Raw genomic sequence first — 20,513 nt, forward strand, 5'->3', positions numbered from 1 at the left:
CTGTCCCCTGCGATCATTGATTTCTCTAGAGATGTGGCGCACCTTCTAAGAGGAAGCAGAAGTGGGGACCCGGAAAGGGTGACCAGATGTCCTTTGACCGGCATCTCGCCGAGATCGCCCTGGAGTACCCCCACTGGACCATCTGGCGGAGCGACGCGGGCCGCTGGTGGGCCACCCGGCACCACCCGCTGAGCGCGGAGCAGCGCGACGCGGGATGTGCCATGACCATCGACGCCGACGACCCTGAGGGCCTCCGCGAACAGTTGAGGGATCAGGAGAGGCGGGCAGGGCCCGCCCCCTAGCGCGCGTGCTGTGGATCGTTCTAGGCGGGGGATCCACGGCACGCGCCCCGGCCTCGTCCCGAGGCCACGAGCAGCCCGGTGCCGGGTTCAGCGTCTCGGCGGCTCCGGCACCGGGCCCCCAGGCGCGGAAGTCTCCGACCCTATCGGGGGCGGGGGCTTCCGCCCCGGCTTTCTCTCCCGGCCCCGCCCGCCCAGCGGGACGTGAGCCGGCGCGCGCCGCTACTTGTGCGCCAGCGTGCCCAGGTTGACGTCGGTGTCCTCGGAGACCGGGGCGACCTGGGGCTGTTCCTCCACCGCGTCGGCCGGCTCGTCCTCGACGATCATCCGCACCTCGTCGACCTCCTCGGCCGCGGGCTCGACCACCGGCTCAACGGCGGGCTCCAGCATCGGGATCAGCGGCCCCGCCGCGTTCTCCCTGCGCATCAGGTCGCCGAGCACCGAGGTGATCTCGTTGAGGCGCCTGACCACCTCGCCGTGGGTGTCGGTGAGGTAGGTGACCCGCCGTCCCGCGTGCTCGTCGAGCGCGTTGACGCGCTGCTCGGCGGCGGAGAGCGCGGCCTGCGCCTGACCCTGGGCGGCGGCCAGCGTCGCCTCGGCCTCGGCCCGCGCCGCCGTCACCGTGGACTCGGCCTCCTGCCGCGCGCCCTCGACGGTCTGCTCCGCCTCCGCCCTTGCCGCCGTGAGCATCCTGTCGGCCTCGGCGTGGGCCATGCGCACCGCCTCTTCCGCCTCGGCCCGCGAGGTGGTCAACGTCTCCTCCGCGTCCGCGCCCGCCTGGGCCAGCATGCGCTCGGCCGCACCGGTCGCCTCGCCCACCCGGCGCTCGGCCTCGGCCTGCGCGCTGGTCAGGATGTTGTCGGCGGTCTCACGCGCCGAGGAGACCATCCGCTCGGCTTCCATGGTGGCCGTCTCGCGCACCCTTCTGGCCTCGGACTCGGCGTCCTCCCGCTTGGCGGCCGCCTCCTCCTCGCCCAGCTTGAGGATCTGGGCGAGCCGCGGGCTGAGGTCGTCGTAGCTCTGCGGCGCCTCGACCATCCGGCGTCTGGCCTCGGCGAGCTCGGCACGGCCCTGCTCCGCCTGGTCGATCGCTCGTGCCAGCCGCTCCTCCAGATCCCTGATCTGGTTGCGGGAGCGGATCACATAGTCGTTCACCTGACGGCGGCTGTAGCCGCGCATGACGGTTTCGAAGACGTCTTCCTGCATCAGGTCGGGAAAGCTCTCGTGCTGGTTTGTCATGAGGAGTACCTAGGTGGGGAGCTTGCGGTTTGTGAGGGTCCGACAACGACGTGTCAGGAGACGACTTTCCTGCCATCTGCCCAAGTCCGCAACCCGAACGCCATACCTGCCCGGAGAATCCTGATGGGAAACGCGCGCTGTGCGCCTGCTCAGATGCCGCCGAGCCGGCCAGGCACGATCCTCTCAGGACGCGGCCACTACGATGGTCAAGATGTACATCGCAGCCCTGGATGACGGTGCAATTCCTGACATTCACCCAGACGCATATATCGCGCCGGGCGTGGTCGTCGTCGGGAATGTCACAGTAAGCCGTGGAGCCAACATCTGGTACGGCTCGGTCCTGCGCGGCGACGACGAGCGCATCGAGGTCGGCGAGGAGTGCAACGTTCAGGACCTGTGCTGCCTGCACGCCGACCCCGGCGAGCCCGCCGTACTCGAACCACGCGTGAGCCTCGGCCACAAGGCCATGGTCCACGGCGCCCACGTCGAGACCGGCGCGCTGATCGGCATCGGCGCGATCGTGCTCGGCGGCGCCCGGATCGGGGCGGGCAGCCTGGTCGCGGCCGGCGCGCTGGTCGGCCCCGGCAAGAAGATCCCCTCAGGCGTGCTCGTGGCGGGCGTGCCCGGCAGGGTGGTCCGCGAGCTCACCGACGACGACAGGGCGAGCTTCGCGCAGACCCCCGACCGGTACATGGCCAAGGCGCTCAGGCACCGGCGGGCTTCAGCAGTTTGATCAGCACGTCGTCAGGGGCCTTCATCAGGTCCGCCTCCGGCGTGGCGGGCCGCAGGAAGCGCACGTAGTCGACGGTCATCCTGAGGTCAGGCCTGCCCTTGATCGTCCTGGTGGCGTTGGCCTTGGCGGCGTCCTTCTTCAGCGCGCCGTAGCCGTCCCAGTCGGTGTAGCCGGTCACGCCCCACTCCAGCACCTTCGGCAGGTCGGGCCGCAGCCATCGCTGTCCGACCTTCCACGTGCCGCCGTCCTCCTTGTACAGCGCGGACACGACGGCGCCCGTCCTGGCGAGGATCAGCTCCGTCCAGCCGGCGCCGACCCGCACCTCCTTCGGCTTGGAGGCGCCGTCCACGGTCTCCTTCAACTCCACCCCTTCGGCCTTGTCCCCCGTGCCGGTGGTGACCGAGATCCAGTTCGGCTTGTCGTTGGACCGCGGCACGCGCAGCATCGCGCCGCCGAGGGAGAACTTGCGCCGGGGCGTGCCGCCCTTCCTGCCCTCGACCTTGAGCCTGGTGTGCAGGACGATGTCGCCGGCCAGCTCCTGGTAGACGAACGGGCCGCGGAAGGCGTCGAACCAGGTGGAGGTCGTGGGCTCCAGGTAGAGGGCACCCTTCGCGGTGCCGTCCACGTCGAGCTTGGCGAGCCGGTCCGGGTCGCCCTGGGTGTCGCTCAGCTGGCTCCAGACGGCGAGCTCGGCGGCGCTGGAGAACTCGCTGGAGGCCGAGCCCACCTCGCCGCCTGGGTCCGGGGCGCGCACGTCGGCCGCGGTGAGCGCCTTCGGCGCGGGAGGCCGGCTCGACGCCGCCGTGCCGCACCCGGCCAGGGCACAGGCGGCAAGCAGGGACACCGCGATCTTGGCTCTCATAATGGGACATTCTTGCGCGTCGCGGCGTCGGGCTACGATGCCGCCATGCGGTTCACGGCCATCGAGGCGGACGTCCGCGCCATGGTCTCAGACCCGCGCTGGGCGACACTCCCCCTCCCGACCAGGGCCAACGCCATCGCATCCCGAGCCCTGGCCACACCCGACGGCGGCAGGTGGATCTTCGGCGCGCACGCCCGCTGGTACCTCCAGGACCCGGGCGACGGCCGCTGGCACCTGTCGGCGCCGCCCCGCAACAGCCCCGCCCGCCTCGATCGCCACACCGGCGTCCTGCTGCCGCACCTGGTGCCCACCGGCCCCGACTTCGCCGCCGGACGCTGGTCCAGCCAGGCCTTCGTCGGCCCCGACGTGCCGCCGGCGCTCACCGCGGAGATCCGCGCGCTGGTCAGGGCGAACGGCAGGCGCTCGGTCGACGACTACCCGCTGACCTCCTTCCGCGACGTCTTCGCGAGCGACGTGCCGAGCACCGTGGCGGCGATCTGGGCGGCGATCATGTGGTGCGCCTACGCGCCCGCCTTCGACGGCAACGAGCAGCTCCTCTCGGTGTTCGGCGAGTACCTGGGCCGCCCGCTGCCGGGCGACGAGTGGGTGCGCTGGCTGCCGTCCCCGCCACTGAAGTCCCTCGTCACCCTGTACGGCGAGCGCGTCCGCGCCGGCGCGCCCCGATCGGCGTTGCGCCTGGCCGCCCTCATGGCCGACACGGCGGGGATCCTGCGCGCCGACGCGCGCTTCCGTCCCCGGGCCGAGGCGCTCATCGCGATGCTGGAGCCGGCGCTGCGCAACCCCTCCCTGGACCACCAGACGGCCACGGGCCCCCTGCCCCGCCCGACCCCCGCCCCGCCGTACGGGCCAGGCGGGCCTCACCGGCCAGGCGAGTCGCACGGGGCCGCCACGCCGTACGGGCCAGGCGCATCTCACGGGCCAGGCGGGTCGCACGGGGCCGCCGCGCCGTACGGGCCCGCCACCGGGTCGTTCCCTCCACCGCCTCCCGTCGGGACCACCGGCGCCTTCCCACCACCGCCTCCCGTCGGGACCACCGGCGCCTTCCCTCCACCGCCTTCCGTGGGGTCCACCGGCGGCTTCCCGCACGCCGCGGGCCATGGCACGGGCGGCCCGCCCCCGGCCGCCTGGCACTCCACCGCGGGCGGGAGCGCACCCGGCTACCAGGGCGCCATGCCCTCCGGCCTCCACCAGCCGCCGCCCACGACCACGGAAGGGGCCGCACCTGGCTCCTGGGGCGATCCGAGCGGCCGGACAGGCTCTTGGCGCGACCCGGACACTACGACCGGCCCCTGGATCGAAACGGGCGTCACAACGGGCCCCTGTCGGGACGCCGGCCCCACAGCCGGCCCCACAGCCGGCTCCCAGAGCGGGACGACCGGCCCAGCGCACGGAACCGGCCCCGCGCACGGAACCGCCCCCGCGCACGGAACCGGCCCCGCGACAGGCGCGTGGATCGAAACGGGCGCCATGACCGGCCCCTCGCGCGAAACCGGCTCCCACGGCGGGACGGCCGGCGCAGAACGTGGATCCGGCCCCACCACCGGCTCCTGGAGTGGAGCCGGCGCCGCGACCGGCCCCTGGCGAGAAACCGGCCCCTGGCGGGAAGCCAGCGCCACAGCCGGCTCCCGGACACCGAGCGGGGCCTCTCAGGGCGGCGTGGGCGGCGCTCAGGGCGGCGTGGGCGGGGCCGCGGCCGAGGAGGCGGCGACCCGGAACGGGGCCGCCGCCGACAAGGCCCTGCGGCGGGCCTGGCTGTCCAGGGTGCCCGAGCACCTGGCGCGTGCCGTCCTGGCCGAGACCGACCCGGGCGAGCACTTCCGCCACACGGTCGGCGACCTCCTGGAGGCCGTGGCCTTCTCGTCAGATCCGCACCGGACGGCCGCCGCCCTGCTCGCCGCCGACCACGCCGACGCCCCCGAGGGCCTGCCGACCGTGGTCGCCTGGCTGGATCATCGCCTGCGCCACGCGCTCCGCGTCCAGTTGGCCGCGCCGCGCGGCGAGCAGACCGAGCCCGACGGGTTCGAGGTGGGCCCCCGCTGGCTCGACGCCGTACCGCCGACCAGGGACGGCGCGGCCGCGGTGCTGGGCGCCGCCTACGCGGCGGGGCTGGCGTGGTGCCGGCTGACCCGTACGCCGGTGCCCGAGCGCGGTTTCCCCGGGGCCGCCGCGATCGTGCACAGGTTGATCCATGAGCGCGACGATCCCCATCTAAACCACTAATCTCGCTATTTCACCCTTACTCGGTAAATATCACTCTTGGAACGGTATTCGCCGAATTGTGATCTCGGTTTCGGGAAATGATCCTTGTGGGGGCAGGATGGCGCCGCAAGGAATGACCCCGATGGGCCATGTCGCCAGAAGAGCCTCCGCCGTAACCTCGAAGAGGGTGTGGGCTGCGGAAGGAAGGACGACGCGGTGGGGCACGACGACCTGGACTCTCGGGTTCACGACCGTGTCGCGTTGGACGAGATTGCGCTCTACGCCGAGGTTCTGTCCGCCGTAGCCATCAGTGAACGGCGGCTCACCTTGGATGAGCTCGACGACGCGCTCGGATTGCGGACTTCGGCGAGCCGCTGAAGACCATCACATTGACCTAGTCCCGGACTCCCGCGGGGTCCGGGACACGGTTTTTCGGATGGTTCACCGAAGCCCGGAATGACTAGTCACGAACGAACGAGCCGCGCGATCGCCGCGGACGCCTCCTTGACCTTCGCCTCCGCCTCCGGCCCGCCGGTGTTGATCGCGTCGGTCACGCAATGGGAGATGTGCTCCTCCAGCAGCCCGAGCGCCACCGCCTGAAGCGCCCGCGTGGCCGCCGAGACCTGGGTGAGGATGTCGATGCAGTAGGCGTCGTCCTCCACCATGCGCTGCAGGCCCCGGATCTGACCCTCGATACGCCGCAGGCGGGTCAGATAGGCCTGCTTGTCTCCGCTGTACCCATGCATGCATCAAAGGTACCCAGTCAGCGCAGTTCGGCGATCAGCTCTTCCCAGAGCGTCGCGACCGCGTCCGCCGAGTGCCGGGAAGCGGTGTCGAGCGCTCCCGCGGCGAGCGACCTGCGCCTGCGGTCGTCGTCGATCAGCGTGAGCAGCGCCGCTGCGTACATCTCGATCTCGCCGTCGGGCACGAGGACGCCGTTGTAGCCGGTGATGATGTACTCGGCCGGGCCGCGGGCGCCGTCGAAGCCGACGACCGGCACGCCGCAGCCCATCGCCTCCAGGACCGCCATCCCGAGCGTCTCGGCCCGCGAGGTGGTGGCCACGATGGACGCCTTGGCGAACTCCCCCGCCAGGTCGGGCGTCGTCCCCATGAAGTAGACGTGGTTGTGCAGGTCGAGGTCGCGCACCAGGTCACGCAGCCGGCGTTCCTCCGGGCCGCCGCCGTACAGCCGCAGCCGCCAGTCGGGCCGCTTGTCGGCCACGATCGCGAACGCCCTGATCAACCGGTCGTAGGCGCGGGTGGCGACCCAGCGCCCGCCGGTGGCCACGATCCTGTTGTCCATCCTCGACCGCGGCCACAGCCCGCCGGGCAGCGCGTCGGGCACCGTGAGGACGGCGGGGGCGGCGCCCAGCAGCCGCTCCCAGTCCGCCCGCCCGCTGTCCGTGGCCGTCACCACCGCGTCGAGCCGCGGGTAGAACCGCTGCACCGGCCCCGGTACGGCAGGCCGCCCCCACTCCCGCGCGATCTTGAGCGTCTCCTTCGGCGCGTATCTGGCCGCCTGGACACTGATCGGTGGCCGGGTGGTGACCAGAACGTCACTCTTGAGCGTGCGAAGCAACCGCCACAGCGCCACCTCCGTGCGCATCTGACCGCGCGGCAGCAGATGCCTGGCGCCCGGCCTGGCGTCGACGAGCGTGCGCATCCGCACCTTGCCGCTGACGGCGAAGAACGGCTTCTCCTTCTGCCGCCTGACGCTGATCACCTCGACCTCGTGCCGCTCGGCCAGGTCGGAGGCCAGGTTGAGGGTGGAGCGGACGTCGCCGCGCATGCCGTACGCGGAGGGGAGCACGAAGCTGACCTTCACACGCCCACCTCGATCCGCAGCTCGTCGTCGGCGGTGTAGCAGGGCCGGACGGGCACGCCGTCCACGCGCATCGCCGGGTAGTGGAGGCGGCCGCGCTTGCCGTCCACGTCGTCGAGCCGGGAGGCCAGCCGCAGCGGGCGGGGAACGCCTTCCACCTCCAGCGACGGTTCCCACGTCCCCACGCCCTCGGGGTCGGCGGCGACCACGTCGACCAGCGAGACGGCGGCGTGGAAGCGCACCCCCTGCACGGTCGCGGCGGCGGCCACGGTCGCGGCGTCCTTCCCGTCCCCGGGAGGGTCCTTGACCGGGGCGGGCTGCCTGCGGCGCAGGGCGATCCTGGCCTCGTGCCTGGAGTCGTCGTCGTCGAGCCCCGTGTAGGCCAGCAGGCCCGTCACCTCGAACCGGCCCTCCCTGAACCAGACCGCCCGCACCTCCGCGGCCGGCTCGGCGTCGGAGACCCTGAGCGCGAGGTAGCCGTTCCTGGTGCGGTAGGCCCGGTAGGCGACGGTCCGCTTCGACAGCGCGTAGGTGTCGAGATGGTCGAGGGAGAAGCCGGGGTCGACGCTCCTGATGCGGCTCCTGCCGTCCTCCTGCCGCAGGTAGGTGTCCCAGCGGCCGGCCCCCAGGGTCAGCGGCGCGAGGGAGACCGCGAGCGTGGCGTCACGCGCCCGCACCGCCGTCGTGGCGAGCGCGACCTCCCGTTCCACGCCTGTCGCGCGGTGGCGCAGCACCAGTTTGGTGCCCGGGTCCAGCGGCCCTTCGATGGCGAGTCGCAGGGAGAGCACGTCAGCCAGGGTGACTTCCGCGTCCGTCACGACGACGCGCATCAGCAGCCCCCTCCCCGTCGAATGAAGCCATGCGACGTTGAGGTTACCGTGATTTTCCCGTTATGTGGAGAAAGGTTTTCGGCTTCGTCGCGCGTCTGACATGGGAAAGTCCGCAACACAGGGTGTTGCGGACTTCCGACTCAGCCCTTGACTGACTTGATCAGCAACTGGGCCACGTCCACGACTTCGAGCGTCTCCTTGGCCTCGCCGTTGTTCTTCTTCTCGTTGATCGCGTCGCCGAGCATCACCATGCAGAACGGGCAGGCGGTGGAGACGGTGTCCGGGTTCGTGGTCAGCGCCTCGTCCACCCGCTCGGTGTTGATGCGCTTGCCGATGCGCTCTTCCATCCACATGCGGGCGCCACCGGCTCCGCAGCAGAAGCCCCTGTCCTTGTGCCGGTGCATCTCCTGGGTCTGCACGCCGGGGACCTTCGACATGATGTCGCGCGGCTGGCTGTAGACCTTGTTGTGGCGGCCGAGGAAGCACGGGTCGTGGTAGGTGATCTTCTCCTCGATCGGGGTGATCGGGGTGAGCTTGCCCTCGTCCACGAGCTTGGCCAGCAGCTGGGTGTGATGCACGACCTCGTAGGTGCCGCCGAGCTGCGGGTACTCGTTGGCGAGGGTGTTGAAGCAGTGGGGGCAGGTCGCGACGATCTTCTTGACGCCCGCCTCGTTCAGCGTCTCGATGTTCTGCTGGGCGAGCATGTTGAACAGGAACTCCATGCCCAGGCGGCGGGCCGGGTCACCGGTGCACGCCTCGGCGGGGCCGAGCACCGCGAACTTCACGCCCGCGATGTGGAGCAGCTCGGCGACGGCCTTCGTGGTCTTCTTCGCCCGGTCCTCCAGGGCGCCCGCGCAGCCGACCCAGAACAGGTACTCGGTGTCCTCGGGCATCTTCTCGTCGATGAGCGTGACCTCGAAGTCGAGCTCCGCGATCCAGTCGGCCCGCTTCATCTCGGACATGCCCCACGGGTTGCCCTTGTTCTCCAGGTTCTTCACCATCACGCCCGCCTCGGACGGGAACGACGACTCGACCATCACCTGGTAGCGGCGCATGTCGAGGATGTGGTCGATGTGCTCGATGTCGACCGGGCACTGCTCGACGCAGGCGCCGCAGTTGGTGCACGACCACAGCACGTCCGGGTGGATGACGCCTTCCTCGCCGACCAGCGGCTTCTCCAGCAGCGCGAGCACGTCGGTGTCGGCGTGGCTGGTGTCGCCCTGCAGCAGGTACGGCGCGACCTTGAAGGCGTGGTCACGCTGGTCGAGGATGAGCATCTTCGGCGACAGCGGCTTGTCGGTGTTCCACGCGGGACACTGCGACTGGCAGCGGCCGCACTCGGTGCAGGAGTAGAAGTCGAGGAAGCCCTTCCAGGTGGTGTCGCCGATCTTGCCGCGGCCCAGCCGTTCGGGGTCGAGGTCCTCGTCCTCGAAGTCGACGGGCTTGCCGTCGACGCGCAGCTCCGGCGCGCCGCCGAGCCCGTCGGGCCGGCGCGAGAACAGCACGTTCAGCGGCGCGGTGAAGATGTGGAGGTGCTTGGAGTTCACCACGATGACGAGGAACACCAGCATGAAGCCGATGTGCAGCAGCAGCGCGATCTCTTCGAGCAGGGAGCTGGCCGGCAGCACCTCGCCCAGGGCCAGCGACACGAACGCGCCACCGTCGTAGGGGAGGTTGCCGTTGGCCGCCGCCGCGCCGCGGGCGAGGAACAGCGTCCAGATGATGTTGAAGATCATGAACAGCACGAGCCACGCGCCACCGAGGTGCGAGCCGGAGAAGCGCGACTTGCGGCCCAGCGTCTTCGGGGAGTTCTTGATCCGGATCGCCGCGAACGCGATCAGGCCGAGCACGCAGGCCACCGCGATGAAGTCCTGCAGGAAGCCCAGCACCGACCACTGCCCGATGAGCGGGATGTGGAAGTCAGGCCGGCCGGTGATCGCGCCCTGGATGATCGCGCCGTAGGCCTCGATGTAGACGGTCAGCAGGATGAAGAAGGCCCACATGACGAAGAAGTGCGCGACACCCGAAGGCGTCCACTTCAGCAGCTTCTTCTGCCCGAAGACCTCGACGAGCTGCGCCTTGACCTCGGTGCCCACGTTGTCCTTGGCGTACTGGACGCGCTCGGGCGCGGGTGGGCCCACCGTGGCGAGCTTGAACAGGAACAGTGTCCGGCGGCCCGCGACGGCGACCGCTGCCACGGTCATCGCGAGCCCGATGATGGCGACCCAGAGCACGTGTCCTCCCACAGACTGCGTTGGCTGCCCACTATCCTACCGACGGGTAACTTTTGGTCGGTACGGCACCGCGACCATAGTAGAACGATGCTCTACGAGGCCAGATAGCGCTGTACGGCAGGACCGACCAGCTCCACCAGCTCCTCGAGATCAGCCGAGGCCACCGGCTCGAGCCTGAGCACGTGACGCGCCAGCACCACCCCGATGAGCTGGGCGAACGCGGCCTCCATCCGCAGGTGCGAGATGCCCAGACCATCGGCCACCCGGTACAGCAGCGCGTTGGTGATGAACTCCCGCATCATGAGCACCACCTGCTCGTTGGTCATGGCCGACCGCATGAGCGCGAGCACGGGCTCCCTGGCCTGCGCGTCGGCCGTGACCGTGAGGATCAGCCGGACCAGCCGCTCGCCCACCTCCTCGCGCGGGCCGTCCAGCAACCGGCCCAGCACGTCGTCGGGATCGATGGGCAGCCGCATGGCCTCGACGAACAAGCCCTCCTTGGTCGCGAAGTAGTGGTGCACGAGGGCGGGGTCGACCGCGGCTTCGCGGGCGATGCCGCGGACCGTCGCCTTGTCGAACCCCTTCTCGGCGAACACCTGCCTGGCCGCGGTGAGGATGTCGCCACGCGTGTCCGAGGCGCCCGGCCTGCGTCCCGTCCGGCGCTTGACCGTCATCCGCCGACCGCCAGGTAGACGCGCATCGGGACGGTCAGCACGCCGTCGGGGAAGACCCGCAGCAGCTCGGCGCGTTGCAGGGCGACCAGCTCGTCGGCGGCCTCGGCGGGCATCGTCGCCATGTAGGAGTGGGAGCGCAGGTCGAGCAGGAAGGCGTCGACGGCGACCCGGCGCGTCCAGCGCAGCCAGCGCTCCTCGACCGGCAGCGCCTCCGCGATCTTCGGCATGTTCCACTCGGGTCGCGCCGGACCCCAGTAGGCGGCGCACGCCTCCGCCAGGCGGACCTCATAGGCGGCCAGCCAGTCGGCACTGGCGGCGTCGGTGGTGTTCCACCAGGCGGCGACCCTCCCGCCGGGGCGCAGCACGCGCCGCGCCTCCGCGATCGAGACGTCGGGGTCGAGCCAGTGCCACGACTGGGCGTAGGTCACCAGGTCGGCGCCGCCGTCCCTGAGGGGCAGGGCGTTGCCGTCCCCCTGCACGGCCGCCACGATACCCAGCGCCACCGGCGCGCCGTCACCGTCCGCATGGACACCGTCCGCGTGGACACCGTCCGCGTGATTCCCGTCCGTGTGATTCCCGTCCGCGTGGTTCCCGTCCGCGTGTTGCCTGTCCGCGTGTTGCCTGTCCGTGTGGTTGCGCGCCATCAGCCGCGCCAGCATCTCGCGGCCGGGGTCGACGGCCACCACGCGGGCACCGCGATCCCGCAGGGCACGCGCCGAGATGCCGGTGCCCGCGCCGACGTCGACCACCGTCGCACCCGCCAGCGCGACGCCGGACAGCTCCGTGAGCGCGTCGAACAGCTCACCCGGATAGCCGGGACGGCCCGCATCGTAGGCGTCGGCGACCCGGTCGAACACCCTGCCAAGCGCGCGGGAGGGGCCAGTGACACTCATGAGAGGACTTTCCCCCGCGGCCCGCTCATCTAGACGCCGCGAGGTGCAGCCTGGCGAAGGCCAGGGCCTCCGCCAGATCGTCGATCCGTTCCGTACGGCTGGACGCCTTGCGCGTGTTGATCTCCAGCACCACCAGCCCGTCGAAGCCGGTGTTGGCCAGCCGTTCGAGGACCTGCGCGCACGGCTGGTTGCCCCTGCCGGGGACCAGGTGCTCGTCCTTGTTCGGCACGCCGACGCCGTCGGCCAGGTGCAGGTGCGCGAGCCGGTCGCCGAGCTTCACCGCCATCTCCATCGCGTCGGAGCCCGAGACCGCCGTGTGCGACAGGTCGAGGGTGACCTGGGGGAAGGCGTAGTCGATCGGATTCCAGTCGGGGGAGTACGGCACGACGTCGTTGCCTCGCGCCTTGAGGGGGAACATGTTCTCCACCGCGAAGACCACGTCGGTCTCGTCGCGCATCCTCGCCAGGCCGTTCTCGAAGTCGCGGGCGTAGTCACGCTGCCAGCGGAACGGCGGGTGGACCACGACCGTGCGCGCGCCGAGCCGCTCGGCGGCCTTCTGCGCCTTCAGCAGCTTGGCCCACGGGTCGCGGCCCCACACGCGCTGGGTTACCAGCAGGCAGGGCGCGTGGATCGCGAGGACGGGGATCTCGTAGTGGTCCGACAACCGCTCGATGACGTCGATGTCCTGGCTGACGGGGTCGGCCCCCACCATGATCTCCACACCGTCGTAGCCGAGGCGGGCGGCCAGCTCGAAGGCGTCGGGGGTACGTTCCGGATATACCGAAGCAGTGGACAATGCGATCTTCGCATTGGGCACGCGGATGACATCTGCCACGCTGCCAGCCTACGCGCGAGGCCGTACCGTGGGGGCATGCCGCGCGTCGCCACCGGAGCCATCCCCAGCCCGAACATCTGGAACACCCCCGCGATCTACGAGCTGGAGAACCGCGCGGTCGACCCCGACGGCGCGGCCGACGCGGCGATGCGGGCGATCCGCCCCTGGGACGGCGCGACCGTGCTCGACATCGGCTGCGGCAGCGGCTACCACCTGCCGTCCTTCGCCGCCACAGCGGCCAGGGTGATCGGCGTCGAACCCCACGGCGACCTCGTCGGCCTGGCCCGCCGCCGCTGCGACGGGCTCGCCAACGTGTCCGTCCACGCGGCCACCGCGCAGGCGTTGCCGGTGCCCGACGCCGGCGTCGACGTGGCCGTCGCCCGGTGGGCCTACTTCTTCGGCCCCGGCTGCGAACCGGGGCTGCGCGAGCTGTCCCGCGTCGTACGGCGGGGCGGCGCGGCGTTCGTGATCGACCTCGACGCCACGCGCGGCGCCTTCGGCAGGTGGTTCCAGCGCACGGTGCCGGCGTACTCGCCCGGCGCCGTGGAGGACTTCTGGTCCCGGCAGGGATGGCAGCGCGACGAGCTGGACCTGCGGATGGTCTTCGAGCGCCGGGCCGACCTCGAGGCGGTGCTGCGCATCGAGTTCGCGCCCGAGGTGGCCGAGGAGGCGATCCGGGAGACGACCGGAGTGGAGCTGGCCTACCCGAACGTCCTGCGCTGGCGCTACTTCTGACCGGCGCGGCGGGCGACCGGTCGTCCGATGGCGGCGTTTCGGACCGCTTGACCTTGACACTGGCGTCAACGTTTACCGTTGTGGCATGCGGATCGGAGAGCTGGCCGAACGGACAGGTGTGAGCGCTCGTTCCCTGCGCTACTACGAGAAGCACGGGCTCCTCAGCGCCCGCAGGGGAGCGAACGGCTACCGCGAGTACTCCCTCTCGGACGTGAAGCTGGTCAGCGAGATCCGCCAGCTGCTCACGGTGGGGTTCACGCTCGAGGACGCCCGCCCGTTCGTCGACTGCCTCCGTGCGGGTCACGCCTCGGGCAGCGCGTGCGCGGAGTCCGTCGCCGTCTACCGGCGCAAGCTGGCCCAGATCGACGAGGAGATCGGCCTCCTGCTGGCCAGGCGTGCGGAGGTGGCAGGACAGCTCACCCAGGCCTGCACCGGATGTTTCGCGAAGGAGAAGGCATGATCAAGCTGACGACTGAGAACTTCGAGGAGCTCGTGCTCAAGAGCTCCGAGCCGGTCCTGGTGGACTTCTGGGCGGAGTGGTGCGGACCCTGCCGGATGGTGGCGCCCGTCCTGGACCAGATCGAGGCGGAGCACGGGCTGGCCATCGGCAAGCTCAACACCGACGAGAACCCCGAGATCATGACCAGGTACGGCGTGATGGGCCTGCCCACCCTGCTGCTCTTCGAGAACGGCGAGCCGGTGAAGCAGGTCGTCGGCGCGAAGCCCAAGCGCATGCTGGAAGCCGAGCTCGGCCTCTCCTGACCCCGGCCGCCTCTCCACGACGAGCCTCTCCCGCGCAGGGCTCCCGCGCAGGGCTCCCGCGCAGGACGTCCGGAACGCCTGGTCACCGTGAAAGCGCCCGAGACCGCCGCGTCCTGGCTGCGGCCGATTGTCGGCCACGCAGGCTAGCCTGCTCCGCATGGCACCGAAGACCGCACAGAAGCCCGGTTACCGCTGCGCCGAGTGCGGCTGGCGCACCACCAAGTGGGTCGGCAGGTGCGGCGAGTGCCAGGCGTGGGGCACGGTCGACGAGGAGGGCGCCCGAGCGGGGGTCCACGTGGTGCAGCCCGGCGCCACCAGCGGCCCCGCCGTACCCATCGGTGACGTCAAGGCGGAGATCGCCACCGCCCGCCCGACCGGCGTGAGCGAGCTCGACCGCGTCCTCGGCGGCGGGCTGGTGCCGGGCGCGGTCCTGCTGCTGGCGGGCGAGCCGGGCATCGGCAAGTCCACGCTCCTGCTGGAGGCCGCCGCCCGCATCGCCGAGTGGACCACCGTCCTCTATCTCACGGGCGAGGAGTCGGCCGCCCAGGTCCGGCTGCGCGCCGACCGCATCGGGGCGATCCGCGACAAGCTCTACCTCGCCGCCGAGACCGAGCTGTCGGCGCTCATGACTCATGTGGAGAAGGTCCAGCCGCAGCTCCTGATCGTCGACTCGGTGCAGACGGTCGGCTCCGCGCAGGCCACGGGCGTCCCTGGCGGCGTGACGCAGGTGCGGGAGGTGGCCGCCAATCTCGTCCGGCTGGCCAAGGAGCGCAACATGGCCACCGTCCTGGTCGGCCACGTCACCAAGGAGGGCTCGATCGCCGGCCCCCGCACCCTCGAGCACCTGGTCGACGTGGTGCTCAGCTTCGAGGGCGACCGCCACTCCAGGCTGCGCATGGTCCGCGCGATCAAGAACAGGTTCGGCCCGACGGACGAGGTCGGCTGCTTCGACCTCCACGACCGCGGCATCGAGGGCATCACCGACCCCAGCGGCCTGTTCGTCTCGCGCCGCAGCGAGCCGGTGCCCGGCACCTGCGTCACCGTCACCGTCGAGGGCACCAGACCGCTGCCCGCCGAGGTCCAGGCGCTGGTCGCGCGCACCGAGGCGCAGCAGCCGCGCCGCACCTCCTCCGGCCTCGACCCCTACCGGGTGCAGATGATCCTGGCCGTCCTCGAGCGCAGGCTCAACGCCAGGCTGGGCGGCTGCGACGTCTTCACCGCCACCGTCGGCGGCATCAAGCTCGCCGACCCCGCCGTCGACCTGTCGGTCATGCTCGCCGTGGCCAGCGCGGCGGGCGACAAGCCGCTACCGCAAGGGCTCGTCGCGCTGGGCGAGGTGGGGCTGGCGGGCGAGCTCAGGCCGGTGCGCGACGTCCGCCGCCGGCTGTCGGAGGCCGCGCGGCTGGGGTTCAAGCGGGCGCTGGTGCCCCGGGGCTCGCTGGAGGAGGGCGGCAGCCGTCGCCGGCCGGGTGAGCAGCGCGCGCTGGTCCCGGTGGGGCCGGTCGCGTTCGCTCCAGGGTTCGAGGTGATGGAGGCGGAGAACGTCTGGGACGCCCTCACCCACGTCACCTGACCACCCCGCCCAGCCGGCCGCCGGTCCCACAACGGTTGCATAACGACTACGCGGTCGAGGGGGCCACTGTCATGTGCCGCGACGTCGGTAAGGGAAATGAAAGCGCGCGACACGGGCAGGAGAAGGGCGGCCGCACGATCCGACGTGACGGCGCCCAGCCCCGTGGGCCCGCAGTAGCGTGATGGACGGCGCGGGACCGGCGGACCACGGTGGCCTGTCGCCGGCGTGCCGTACGGGCAGGAGCGGGACGGACCCGGAGCGGGACCCCCCTGACCGGCGGCGGCAGGGCGACGAAGGCGGGTCGTCCTGCGGGAACGACCTGTCCATCCGAGACGACGTCCGGATGAGGATGGGGTTCATGAGACTACGGGTACGGCACACAGGTTGGCCGGTAAGCTGGATTTTGACTAGGACACGGGGGTCAGGTGGCAAACGACAGGAGTCTTGACGACCGTCGTCGCACAGCCCTCGCCTCGGTTGCCCCGGGCACTCCACTGAGAGACGGTCTGGAGCGCATTCTGCGCGGCCAGACGGGCGGGCTCATCGTCCTGGGCTACGACAGCGTGGTCGAGGAGCTGTGCAGCGGCGGGTTCGAGCTGGACGTGGAGTTCTCCGCGACGCGGCTGCGCGAGCTGGCCAAGATGGACGGCGCGATCGTGCTGCGCAGCGACGATCACAAGATCGTGCGGGCCGCGGTGCACCTCGTGCCCGACCCCGCCATCCCCACCGACGAGTCAGGCACCAGGCACCGTACGGCGCAGCGCGTCGCCCGGCAGACCGGCTTCCCCATCATCGCGATCAGCAAGTCGATGCGGATCATCGCCCTCTACCTCGACGGCATCCGCTACGTCCTGGAGGAGTCGGCGGCCATCCTGTCCAAGGCCAACCAGGCCCTGGCCACCCTCGAACGCTACAAGCACCGCCTCGACGAGGTGTCCGGCACGCTGTCGGCGCTGGAGATCGAGGATCTGGTCACGGTCCGCGACGTGGCCTCCGTCGCCCAGCGCCTGGAGATGGTGCGCCGGATCTCCGAGGAGATCCAGGGCTACGTCGTCGAGCTCGGCACCGACGGCCGCCTGCTGTCCCTGCAGCTGGACGAGCTGGTCGCCGGGGTCGACTCCGACCGCGAGCTGATCGTGCGCGACTACCTTCCCGCGTCGGTGACGCGGACCAAGCGCAAGGTCACCGACGTCCTCAACGGGTTCGACGCGCTGTCGGCGAGCGAGCTGCTCGACCTGTCCGCCGTGGCGCGGGTGCTGGGGCGCGGGGCGAACGAGACGCTCGACAGCCCGGTCAGCCCGCGCGGGTTCCGGCTGCTGGCGAAGGTTCCGCGGCTGCCCGCGACGGTCGTCGACCGGCTGGTCGACCATTTCGGCGGGCTGCAGAAGCTGCTGGCGGCCAGCGTCGACGACCTGCAGGCGGTCGGCGGCGTGGGCGAGTCGCGGGCCAGGAGCGTGCGCGAGGGCCTGTCGCGGCTGGCCGAGTCCAGCATCCTCGAACGCTACGTCTGACCCGCCCTAGCGCAGGTGGAAGACCGCCTTCGGGCTGCGCAGACCACCCTTGCGCACCACCGCGACATACGTGCCGGGCAGCGCGCCGGCCCTCGTGCCCGAGCAGTCGACGCCCGAGCGTCGCCGGTCCCATTCGAGGCTGTGGACGTACGGGATGCCGCGCTCCAGCTTGCGGACCTCGACGCCTTCGCCGCTCACGCAGTCGGCCGTCGACCACACCCGGTCATTGCCCGACGTGATGCGGATCTCCATCGCCCGCGGCCCCACGTCCGCGGTGCACATGACCGGGCCGGTGTTCACCAGGGTGAGCATGAAGGTGGGACGAGCCTGCGCCGCATAGACCTCCTGCCGCTGCTCCAGGTTGAGGACCAGGTCCTTCTCCTCGCACGGCAGGCCCGCCCTGCGCACCGGCGGTGCCGGGGTGGGCTTGGGCGAGGGTGCGGCGGAGGGCGTCACACGCGTCTTCGACGGCTGCGGCGTCGGCGTCGCCGTCACGGAGGGCAACCCCGCCAGAACCTGCTCCACCCCGGGCTGCGAGGGCTTCCCGGCGTTCGACGCGTGCTCGGGCCCACCCGTGGCCGAACACGCCCACGCCACGAAGGCCACCACGACCAGCACCCCGACAAGTACGGTCATACGCCGCCGCCAGTAGACATCCCCAGGGACGCCGCGCAGGGTATCCGGTTCCATACCCCCAGGATGCTGAAGCCCCCGTGCACGCAGGGTGACGACACGCCGTAACCCACTAGTCTGAGCGGGTGGCCGACCCGAACCTCCTACGAGAGCCGATTCTCGACTGGTACGCCGACAATGCCCGCGATCTCCCCTGGCGCCGCCAGGACGCCACCCCCTGGGGCATCCTGGTCAGCGAGATCATGCTCCAGCAGACGCCCGTCGTGCGCGTCCTGCCGGTGTGGCAGCAGTGGATGGAGCGCTGGCCCACCCCCGCCGACCTCGCGGCGGAACCCCCCGGCGAGGCCGTACGCCACTGGGGCCGCCTCGGCTACCCGCGCCGGGCGCTGCGCCTGCACGCCTGCGCCAGGGCGATCACCACGGAGCACGGCGGATCGGTGCCGTCCGACCACGCGACGCTGCTCTCGCTGCCCGGCATCGGCGAGTACACCGCCGCCGCCGTGGCGAGCTTCGCCTTCGGCGGCAGCCATCCGGTGCTCGACACCAACGTCCGCCGCGTGCTGGGCAGGGCCGTCCGCGCGGAGGAGTACCCACCGGCCGCCACCACCGCCGCCGAACGCCGCCTCGCCCAGGACCTCCTCCCCGCCGTGGGCGCGCCCGTCTGGGGCGTGGCGGTCATGGAGCTCGGAGCCCTGGTCTGTACGGCCCGCGGCCCCCAGTGCGAGCGCTGCCCGATCATCACGCAGTGCGCCTGGCGGCTCGCCGGGAAGCCGCCCGGCCAGGCACGCAAGGGGCAGACCTACGACGGCACCGACCGGCAGTGCCGGGGCCGTCTCCTCGCGGTGCTGCGCGCGGCGCACGGGCCGGTGCCCAAGACGGCGCTCGACGCGGTGTGGGACGAGCCGGTCCAGCGGGAGCGGGCGCTCGACGGGCTGATCACCGACGGCCTGGCCGAGGTCCTGGACGACGGAACCTACCGCCTGCCCACCTGACCCGCCCAGGGGTACGCCCCCGCCTCGGGCCCAGGGCACGGTTCACGCCTGGACCCTCTGTCCTGGGGTCGGTGTCCGGGACCGCCGCCCGCCGCACTGGGGGTCGGCGGCGTTCCTGAGCCGCCGCCCGCCATCCCGGGGTCAGCCTTCCTGGGCCGCCGCCCGCCGCCCTGGGGTCGGCATTCCTGGGCCGCCCGCCATCCCGGGGTCAGCCTTCCTGGGCCGCCGCCCGCCGCCCTGGGGTCGGCATTCCTGGGCCGCCCGCCGTCCCGGGGTCGGCGTTTCCAGGGCGCGGTGGAGAGGAGAGGTCAGGCGGCGAGCTGGAGGCCCAGCGAGGTGAGGTTCGTGCGGGCCCAGTCGAGCTCCTCGGCCAGCATCGACACCAGCGCCCCCGGCCCCTTGGCACGTCCCGGCACCGCCAGGTTGTGCGTCTCGACCTCGATGTGCGCCGTGCCGTTGACCGCGCCCGACAGGATCGCCGTCAACGTGTCGTGCAGAACCGCGCCCGTGTCGGTGTGGTTGTGCACGTGCCCCAGCTTGACCACCGGCGCCCCGACCTCGGCGAGCCCGCGCAGCGCGGCGCCGGGCTCCTCGCCGCCGCCGCATGCCAGGTGGCAGGCGTCGAGGCAGACGCCGAGATGCTCGGAGTCGATGCCGCCCACCCGCTCGACGGCCTGCTCGGTCGTCTCGAGGACGCATCCCGGCCACGGCTCGAACCCCACGCGGATCGTCTTGCCCGTGACGCTGTGGATGCCGCGCAGCTCGCGGGCCAGCCGCTCCAGCCGGCGCGTCGCGATGGCGTGCAGGTCGGCGGGCCAGTCGCGGCGCCAGCCGATCGGGATGGTGGAGATGCTGCCGAACCGCACGTCCTCCGGCAGGAGGAAGGCGAGGATCTTGGCGAGCGCCATCGTGTAGCGGTAGCGCTCGGGCTTGGCCCAGTCGGGGCCTGGCACGTCCTGGTTGCGGCCGCCGGTGCCGTTCAGGCTGACCACTTCGAGACCGCGTTCCTCGAGGGAGCGGCGCAGCCGTACCAGCTCGATGCGGTCGGCGATCAGATGGTCGGCCACGGTGGGCGACAGCCACAGCCCGACGCCCATCCGGTCGACGCCCAGGCGCTTGCGCACCGGGACGGCGTAGCGGGTCAGGTGGGCGATGAGGTTCTCGAGGTCCTCCGCGGGGTGCACGCCGGCGTTGTACGCCAAGTGAACGAGCGTTCCGTCATCGTGACGCAGGCGCATCGGCTTCCTCCACGGCTTGCACTGGGTGTTGTGTCCGTCGCTCGGACGTGTGCCGAGCTTGCCCGCCGGACCGGGGCCTCCGCGTCCGCCCTGAGTTGACTTCCGACTACGCCTCAGGGATGAGCCCCAACCTAGGGACGCCTTCTTGTGGGTCACTTGTGCGGGACTTGGCGTGCTTTGCTCTACGGATTGTAGTACTACTTCTCGTGGCGGTATAGCCGAACCCAACCTGGAGTCACCAATCTGACATCAAACCGATGCCCACCCCAGTAACGCGACCCATCCCCGCGCTCCCGGCGCGCCCTCTCCGCCCTCTTCCCGGTACGGCCGGTCTGCCGCCCCGCAGCCTCTCCCTCCCCGTACGGCAAGCCGGTCTGGCGCCCCCGCGGTCACTGGTCCCGCCCGTCGCAGGCGCGCCGCCCAGCAGG

At 71.4% G+C, this 20,513-nt stretch carries 21 protein-coding genes; 10 read left to right on the forward strand and 11 right to left on the reverse strand.

The features are described 5' to 3' along the window. Positions 1-86: 86 nt before the first annotated feature. A complete protein-coding gene (locus ACWEVS_RS18375) occupies positions 87-302 on the forward strand; it encodes a hypothetical protein (protein WP_354909456.1) in 216 nt (71 codons plus the stop codon). A 219-nt stretch (positions 303-521) separates the two neighbouring features. Here the strand turns inward: ACWEVS_RS18375 and ACWEVS_RS18380 are convergent, their stop codons facing one another. Then, the gene (locus ACWEVS_RS18380) at positions 522-1,538 is read right to left on the reverse strand and encodes a hypothetical protein (protein WP_452552466.1); all 1,017 of its coding nucleotides are present in this window, start codon (positions 1,536-1,538) and stop codon (positions 522-524) included. Between the two features lie 211 nt (positions 1,539-1,749). On the opposite strand from ACWEVS_RS18380, the gene ACWEVS_RS18385 reads away from it, so the two are divergent. Then, positions 1,750-2,271 (forward strand): gamma carbonic anhydrase family protein, encoded by a 522-nt coding sequence (locus tag ACWEVS_RS18385; protein WP_354909453.1) that lies wholly within the window; start codon positions 1,750-1,752, stop codon positions 2,269-2,271. On the opposite strand, the gene ACWEVS_RS18390 is transcribed toward ACWEVS_RS18385, so the two are convergent. Continuing rightward, positions 2,243-3,133, reverse strand: a complete 891-nt coding sequence (locus ACWEVS_RS18390) for a hypothetical protein (RefSeq protein ID WP_449921943.1) — start codon at positions 3,131-3,133, stop codon at positions 2,243-2,245. The genes ACWEVS_RS18385 and ACWEVS_RS18390 overlap by 29 nt on opposite strands. A 45-nt stretch (positions 3,134-3,178) precedes the next feature. Here ACWEVS_RS18390 and ACWEVS_RS18395 point away from each other — a divergent pair, with 45 nt between their 5' ends. Beyond that, positions 3,179-5,374 carry a hypothetical protein gene (locus ACWEVS_RS18395; protein WP_452552469.1) on the forward strand — a complete coding sequence of 732 codons (2,196 nt, stop codon included), beginning with the start codon at positions 3,179-3,181 and terminating at the stop codon, positions 5,372-5,374. Between the two features lie 195 nt (positions 5,375-5,569). Then, positions 5,570-5,731 carry a hypothetical protein gene (locus ACWEVS_RS18400; protein WP_354909446.1) on the forward strand — a complete coding sequence of 54 codons (162 nt, stop codon included), beginning with the start codon at positions 5,570-5,572 and terminating at the stop codon, positions 5,729-5,731. An 86-nt stretch (positions 5,732-5,817) separates the two neighbouring features. Here the strand turns inward: ACWEVS_RS18400 and ACWEVS_RS18405 are convergent, their stop codons facing one another. The 7 genes from ACWEVS_RS18405 to ACWEVS_RS18435 form a co-directional block, all read right to left on the reverse strand. Then, on the reverse strand, positions 5,818-6,099 hold the full coding sequence (locus ACWEVS_RS18405; RefSeq protein WP_183653791.1) for a metal-sensitive transcriptional regulator: 282 nt from the start codon (positions 6,097-6,099) through the stop codon (positions 5,818-5,820). A gap of 17 nt (positions 6,100-6,116) precedes the next feature. Further along, on the reverse strand, positions 6,117-7,178 hold the full coding sequence (locus ACWEVS_RS18410; protein ID WP_354909444.1) for a glycosyltransferase: 1,062 nt from the start codon (positions 7,176-7,178) through the stop codon (positions 6,117-6,119). Continuing rightward, on the reverse strand, positions 7,175-8,005 hold the full coding sequence (locus tag ACWEVS_RS18415) for a hypothetical protein (RefSeq protein ID WP_449921949.1): 831 nt from the start codon (positions 8,003-8,005) through the stop codon (positions 7,175-7,177). The genes ACWEVS_RS18410 and ACWEVS_RS18415 overlap by 4 nt, the downstream gene beginning before the upstream one ends. Positions 8,006-8,145: 140 nt before the next feature. Beyond that, positions 8,146-10,239, reverse strand: a complete 2,094-nt coding sequence (locus ACWEVS_RS18420) for a (Fe-S)-binding protein (protein ID WP_452413526.1) — start codon at positions 10,237-10,239, stop codon at positions 8,146-8,148. A 92-nt stretch (positions 10,240-10,331) separates the two neighbouring features. After that, positions 10,332-10,913, reverse strand: a complete 582-nt coding sequence (locus ACWEVS_RS18425; RefSeq protein ID WP_449921952.1) for a TetR/AcrR family transcriptional regulator — start codon at positions 10,911-10,913, stop codon at positions 10,332-10,334. Then, on the reverse strand, positions 10,910-11,806 hold the full coding sequence (locus ACWEVS_RS18430; RefSeq protein ID WP_452552470.1) for a class I SAM-dependent methyltransferase: 897 nt from the start codon (positions 11,804-11,806) through the stop codon (positions 10,910-10,912). The genes ACWEVS_RS18425 and ACWEVS_RS18430 overlap by 4 nt, the downstream gene beginning before the upstream one ends. A 25-nt stretch (positions 11,807-11,831) precedes the next feature. After that, a complete protein-coding gene (locus tag ACWEVS_RS18435) occupies positions 11,832-12,641 on the reverse strand; it encodes a sugar phosphate isomerase/epimerase family protein (RefSeq protein WP_449921955.1) in 810 nt (269 codons plus the stop codon). Between the two features lie 36 nt (positions 12,642-12,677). Between ACWEVS_RS18435 and ACWEVS_RS18440 the strand changes: the two genes are divergently transcribed. The 5 genes from ACWEVS_RS18440 to disA all read left to right on the forward strand — a co-directional run bounded on the left by ACWEVS_RS18440 (position 12,678) and on the right by disA (position 17,222). After that, entirely contained in the window at positions 12,678-13,376 is a 699-nt protein-coding gene (locus ACWEVS_RS18440) for a class I SAM-dependent methyltransferase (RefSeq protein ID WP_452413522.1), read from the forward strand. Between the two features lie 85 nt (positions 13,377-13,461). After that, a complete protein-coding gene (locus tag ACWEVS_RS18445; RefSeq protein ID WP_452413520.1) occupies positions 13,462-13,836 on the forward strand; it encodes a MerR family transcriptional regulator in 375 nt (124 codons plus the stop codon). Continuing rightward, positions 13,833-14,138, forward strand: coding sequence for a thioredoxin (gene trxA / locus ACWEVS_RS18450; RefSeq protein WP_449921960.1), 306 nt, complete (start codon positions 13,833-13,835; stop codon positions 14,136-14,138). Before ACWEVS_RS18445 ends, trxA begins: the two co-directional genes overlap by 4 nt. A 157-nt stretch (positions 14,139-14,295) precedes the next feature. Further along, positions 14,296-15,711: a DNA repair protein RadA gene (radA, locus tag ACWEVS_RS18455; RefSeq protein ID WP_449921962.1), complete on the forward strand. Its 1,416-nt coding sequence runs from the start codon at positions 14,296-14,298 to the stop codon at positions 15,709-15,711. Between the two features lie 425 nt (positions 15,712-16,136). Further along, entirely contained in the window at positions 16,137-17,222 is a 1,086-nt protein-coding gene (gene disA, locus ACWEVS_RS18460) for a DNA integrity scanning diadenylate cyclase DisA (RefSeq protein WP_354909421.1), read from the forward strand. Positions 17,223-17,228: 6 nt separating this feature from the next. On the opposite strand, the gene ACWEVS_RS18465 is transcribed toward disA, so the two are convergent. After that, positions 17,229-17,912 (reverse strand): hypothetical protein, encoded by a 684-nt coding sequence (locus ACWEVS_RS18465; RefSeq protein WP_452552473.1) that lies wholly within the window; start codon positions 17,910-17,912, stop codon positions 17,229-17,231. A 68-nt stretch (positions 17,913-17,980) separates the two neighbouring features. Here ACWEVS_RS18465 and ACWEVS_RS18470 point away from each other — a divergent pair, with 68 nt between their 5' ends. Further along, positions 17,981-18,847 carry an A/G-specific adenine glycosylase gene (locus tag ACWEVS_RS18470; RefSeq protein ID WP_449921966.1) on the forward strand — a complete coding sequence of 289 codons (867 nt, stop codon included), beginning with the start codon at positions 17,981-17,983 and terminating at the stop codon, positions 18,845-18,847. A 308-nt stretch (positions 18,848-19,155) separates the two neighbouring features. Here ACWEVS_RS18470 and ACWEVS_RS18475 read toward each other — a convergent pair whose 3' ends face one another. Beyond that, a complete protein-coding gene (locus tag ACWEVS_RS18475) occupies positions 19,156-20,049 on the reverse strand; it encodes a TIM barrel protein (RefSeq protein WP_449921967.1) in 894 nt (297 codons plus the stop codon). Positions 20,050-20,513: the final 464 nt, after the last annotated feature.

It is taken from the genome of Nonomuraea sp. NPDC003754 (assembly GCF_053605785.1).

What these genes read in the sequence shown, in the direction of transcription:
- ACWEVS_RS18375 (WP_354909456.1), top strand. Translation starts at nt 87, where the DNA reads ATGTCCTTTGACCGGCATCTCGCCGAGATCGCCCTGGAGTACCCCCAC.
- ACWEVS_RS18380 (WP_452552466.1), bottom strand. Translation starts at nt 1,538, where the DNA reads ATGACAAACCAGCACGAGAGCTTTCCCGACCTGATGCAGGAAGACGTC.
- ACWEVS_RS18385 (WP_354909453.1), top strand. Translation starts at nt 1,750, where the DNA reads ATGTACATCGCAGCCCTGGATGACGGTGCAATTCCTGACATTCACCCA.
- ACWEVS_RS18390 (WP_449921943.1), bottom strand. Translation starts at nt 3,133, where the DNA reads ATGAGAGCCAAGATCGCGGTGTCCCTGCTTGCCGCCTGTGCCCTGGCC.
- ACWEVS_RS18395 (WP_452552469.1), top strand. Translation starts at nt 3,179, where the DNA reads ATGCGGTTCACGGCCATCGAGGCGGACGTCCGCGCCATGGTCTCAGAC.
- ACWEVS_RS18405 (WP_183653791.1), bottom strand. Translation starts at nt 6,099, where the DNA reads ATGCATGGGTACAGCGGAGACAAGCAGGCCTATCTGACCCGCCTGCGG.
- ACWEVS_RS18415 (WP_449921949.1), bottom strand. Translation starts at nt 8,005, where the DNA reads ATGCGCGTCGTCGTGACGGACGCGGAAGTCACCCTGGCTGACGTGCTC.
- ACWEVS_RS18425 (WP_449921952.1), bottom strand. Translation starts at nt 10,913, where the DNA reads ATGACGGTCAAGCGCCGGACGGGACGCAGGCCGGGCGCCTCGGACACG.
- ACWEVS_RS18430 (WP_452552470.1), bottom strand. Translation starts at nt 11,806, where the DNA reads ATGAGTGTCACTGGCCCCTCCCGCGCGCTTGGCAGGGTGTTCGACCGG.
- ACWEVS_RS18440 (WP_452413522.1), top strand. Translation starts at nt 12,678, where the DNA reads ATGCCGCGCGTCGCCACCGGAGCCATCCCCAGCCCGAACATCTGGAAC.
- ACWEVS_RS18445 (WP_452413520.1), top strand. Translation starts at nt 13,462, where the DNA reads ATGCGGATCGGAGAGCTGGCCGAACGGACAGGTGTGAGCGCTCGTTCC.
- trxA (WP_449921960.1), top strand. Translation starts at nt 13,833, where the DNA reads ATGATCAAGCTGACGACTGAGAACTTCGAGGAGCTCGTGCTCAAGAGC.
- radA (WP_449921962.1), top strand. Translation starts at nt 14,296, where the DNA reads ATGGCACCGAAGACCGCACAGAAGCCCGGTTACCGCTGCGCCGAGTGC.
- ACWEVS_RS18465 (WP_452552473.1), bottom strand. Translation starts at nt 17,912, where the DNA reads ATGGAACCGGATACCCTGCGCGGCGTCCCTGGGGATGTCTACTGGCGG.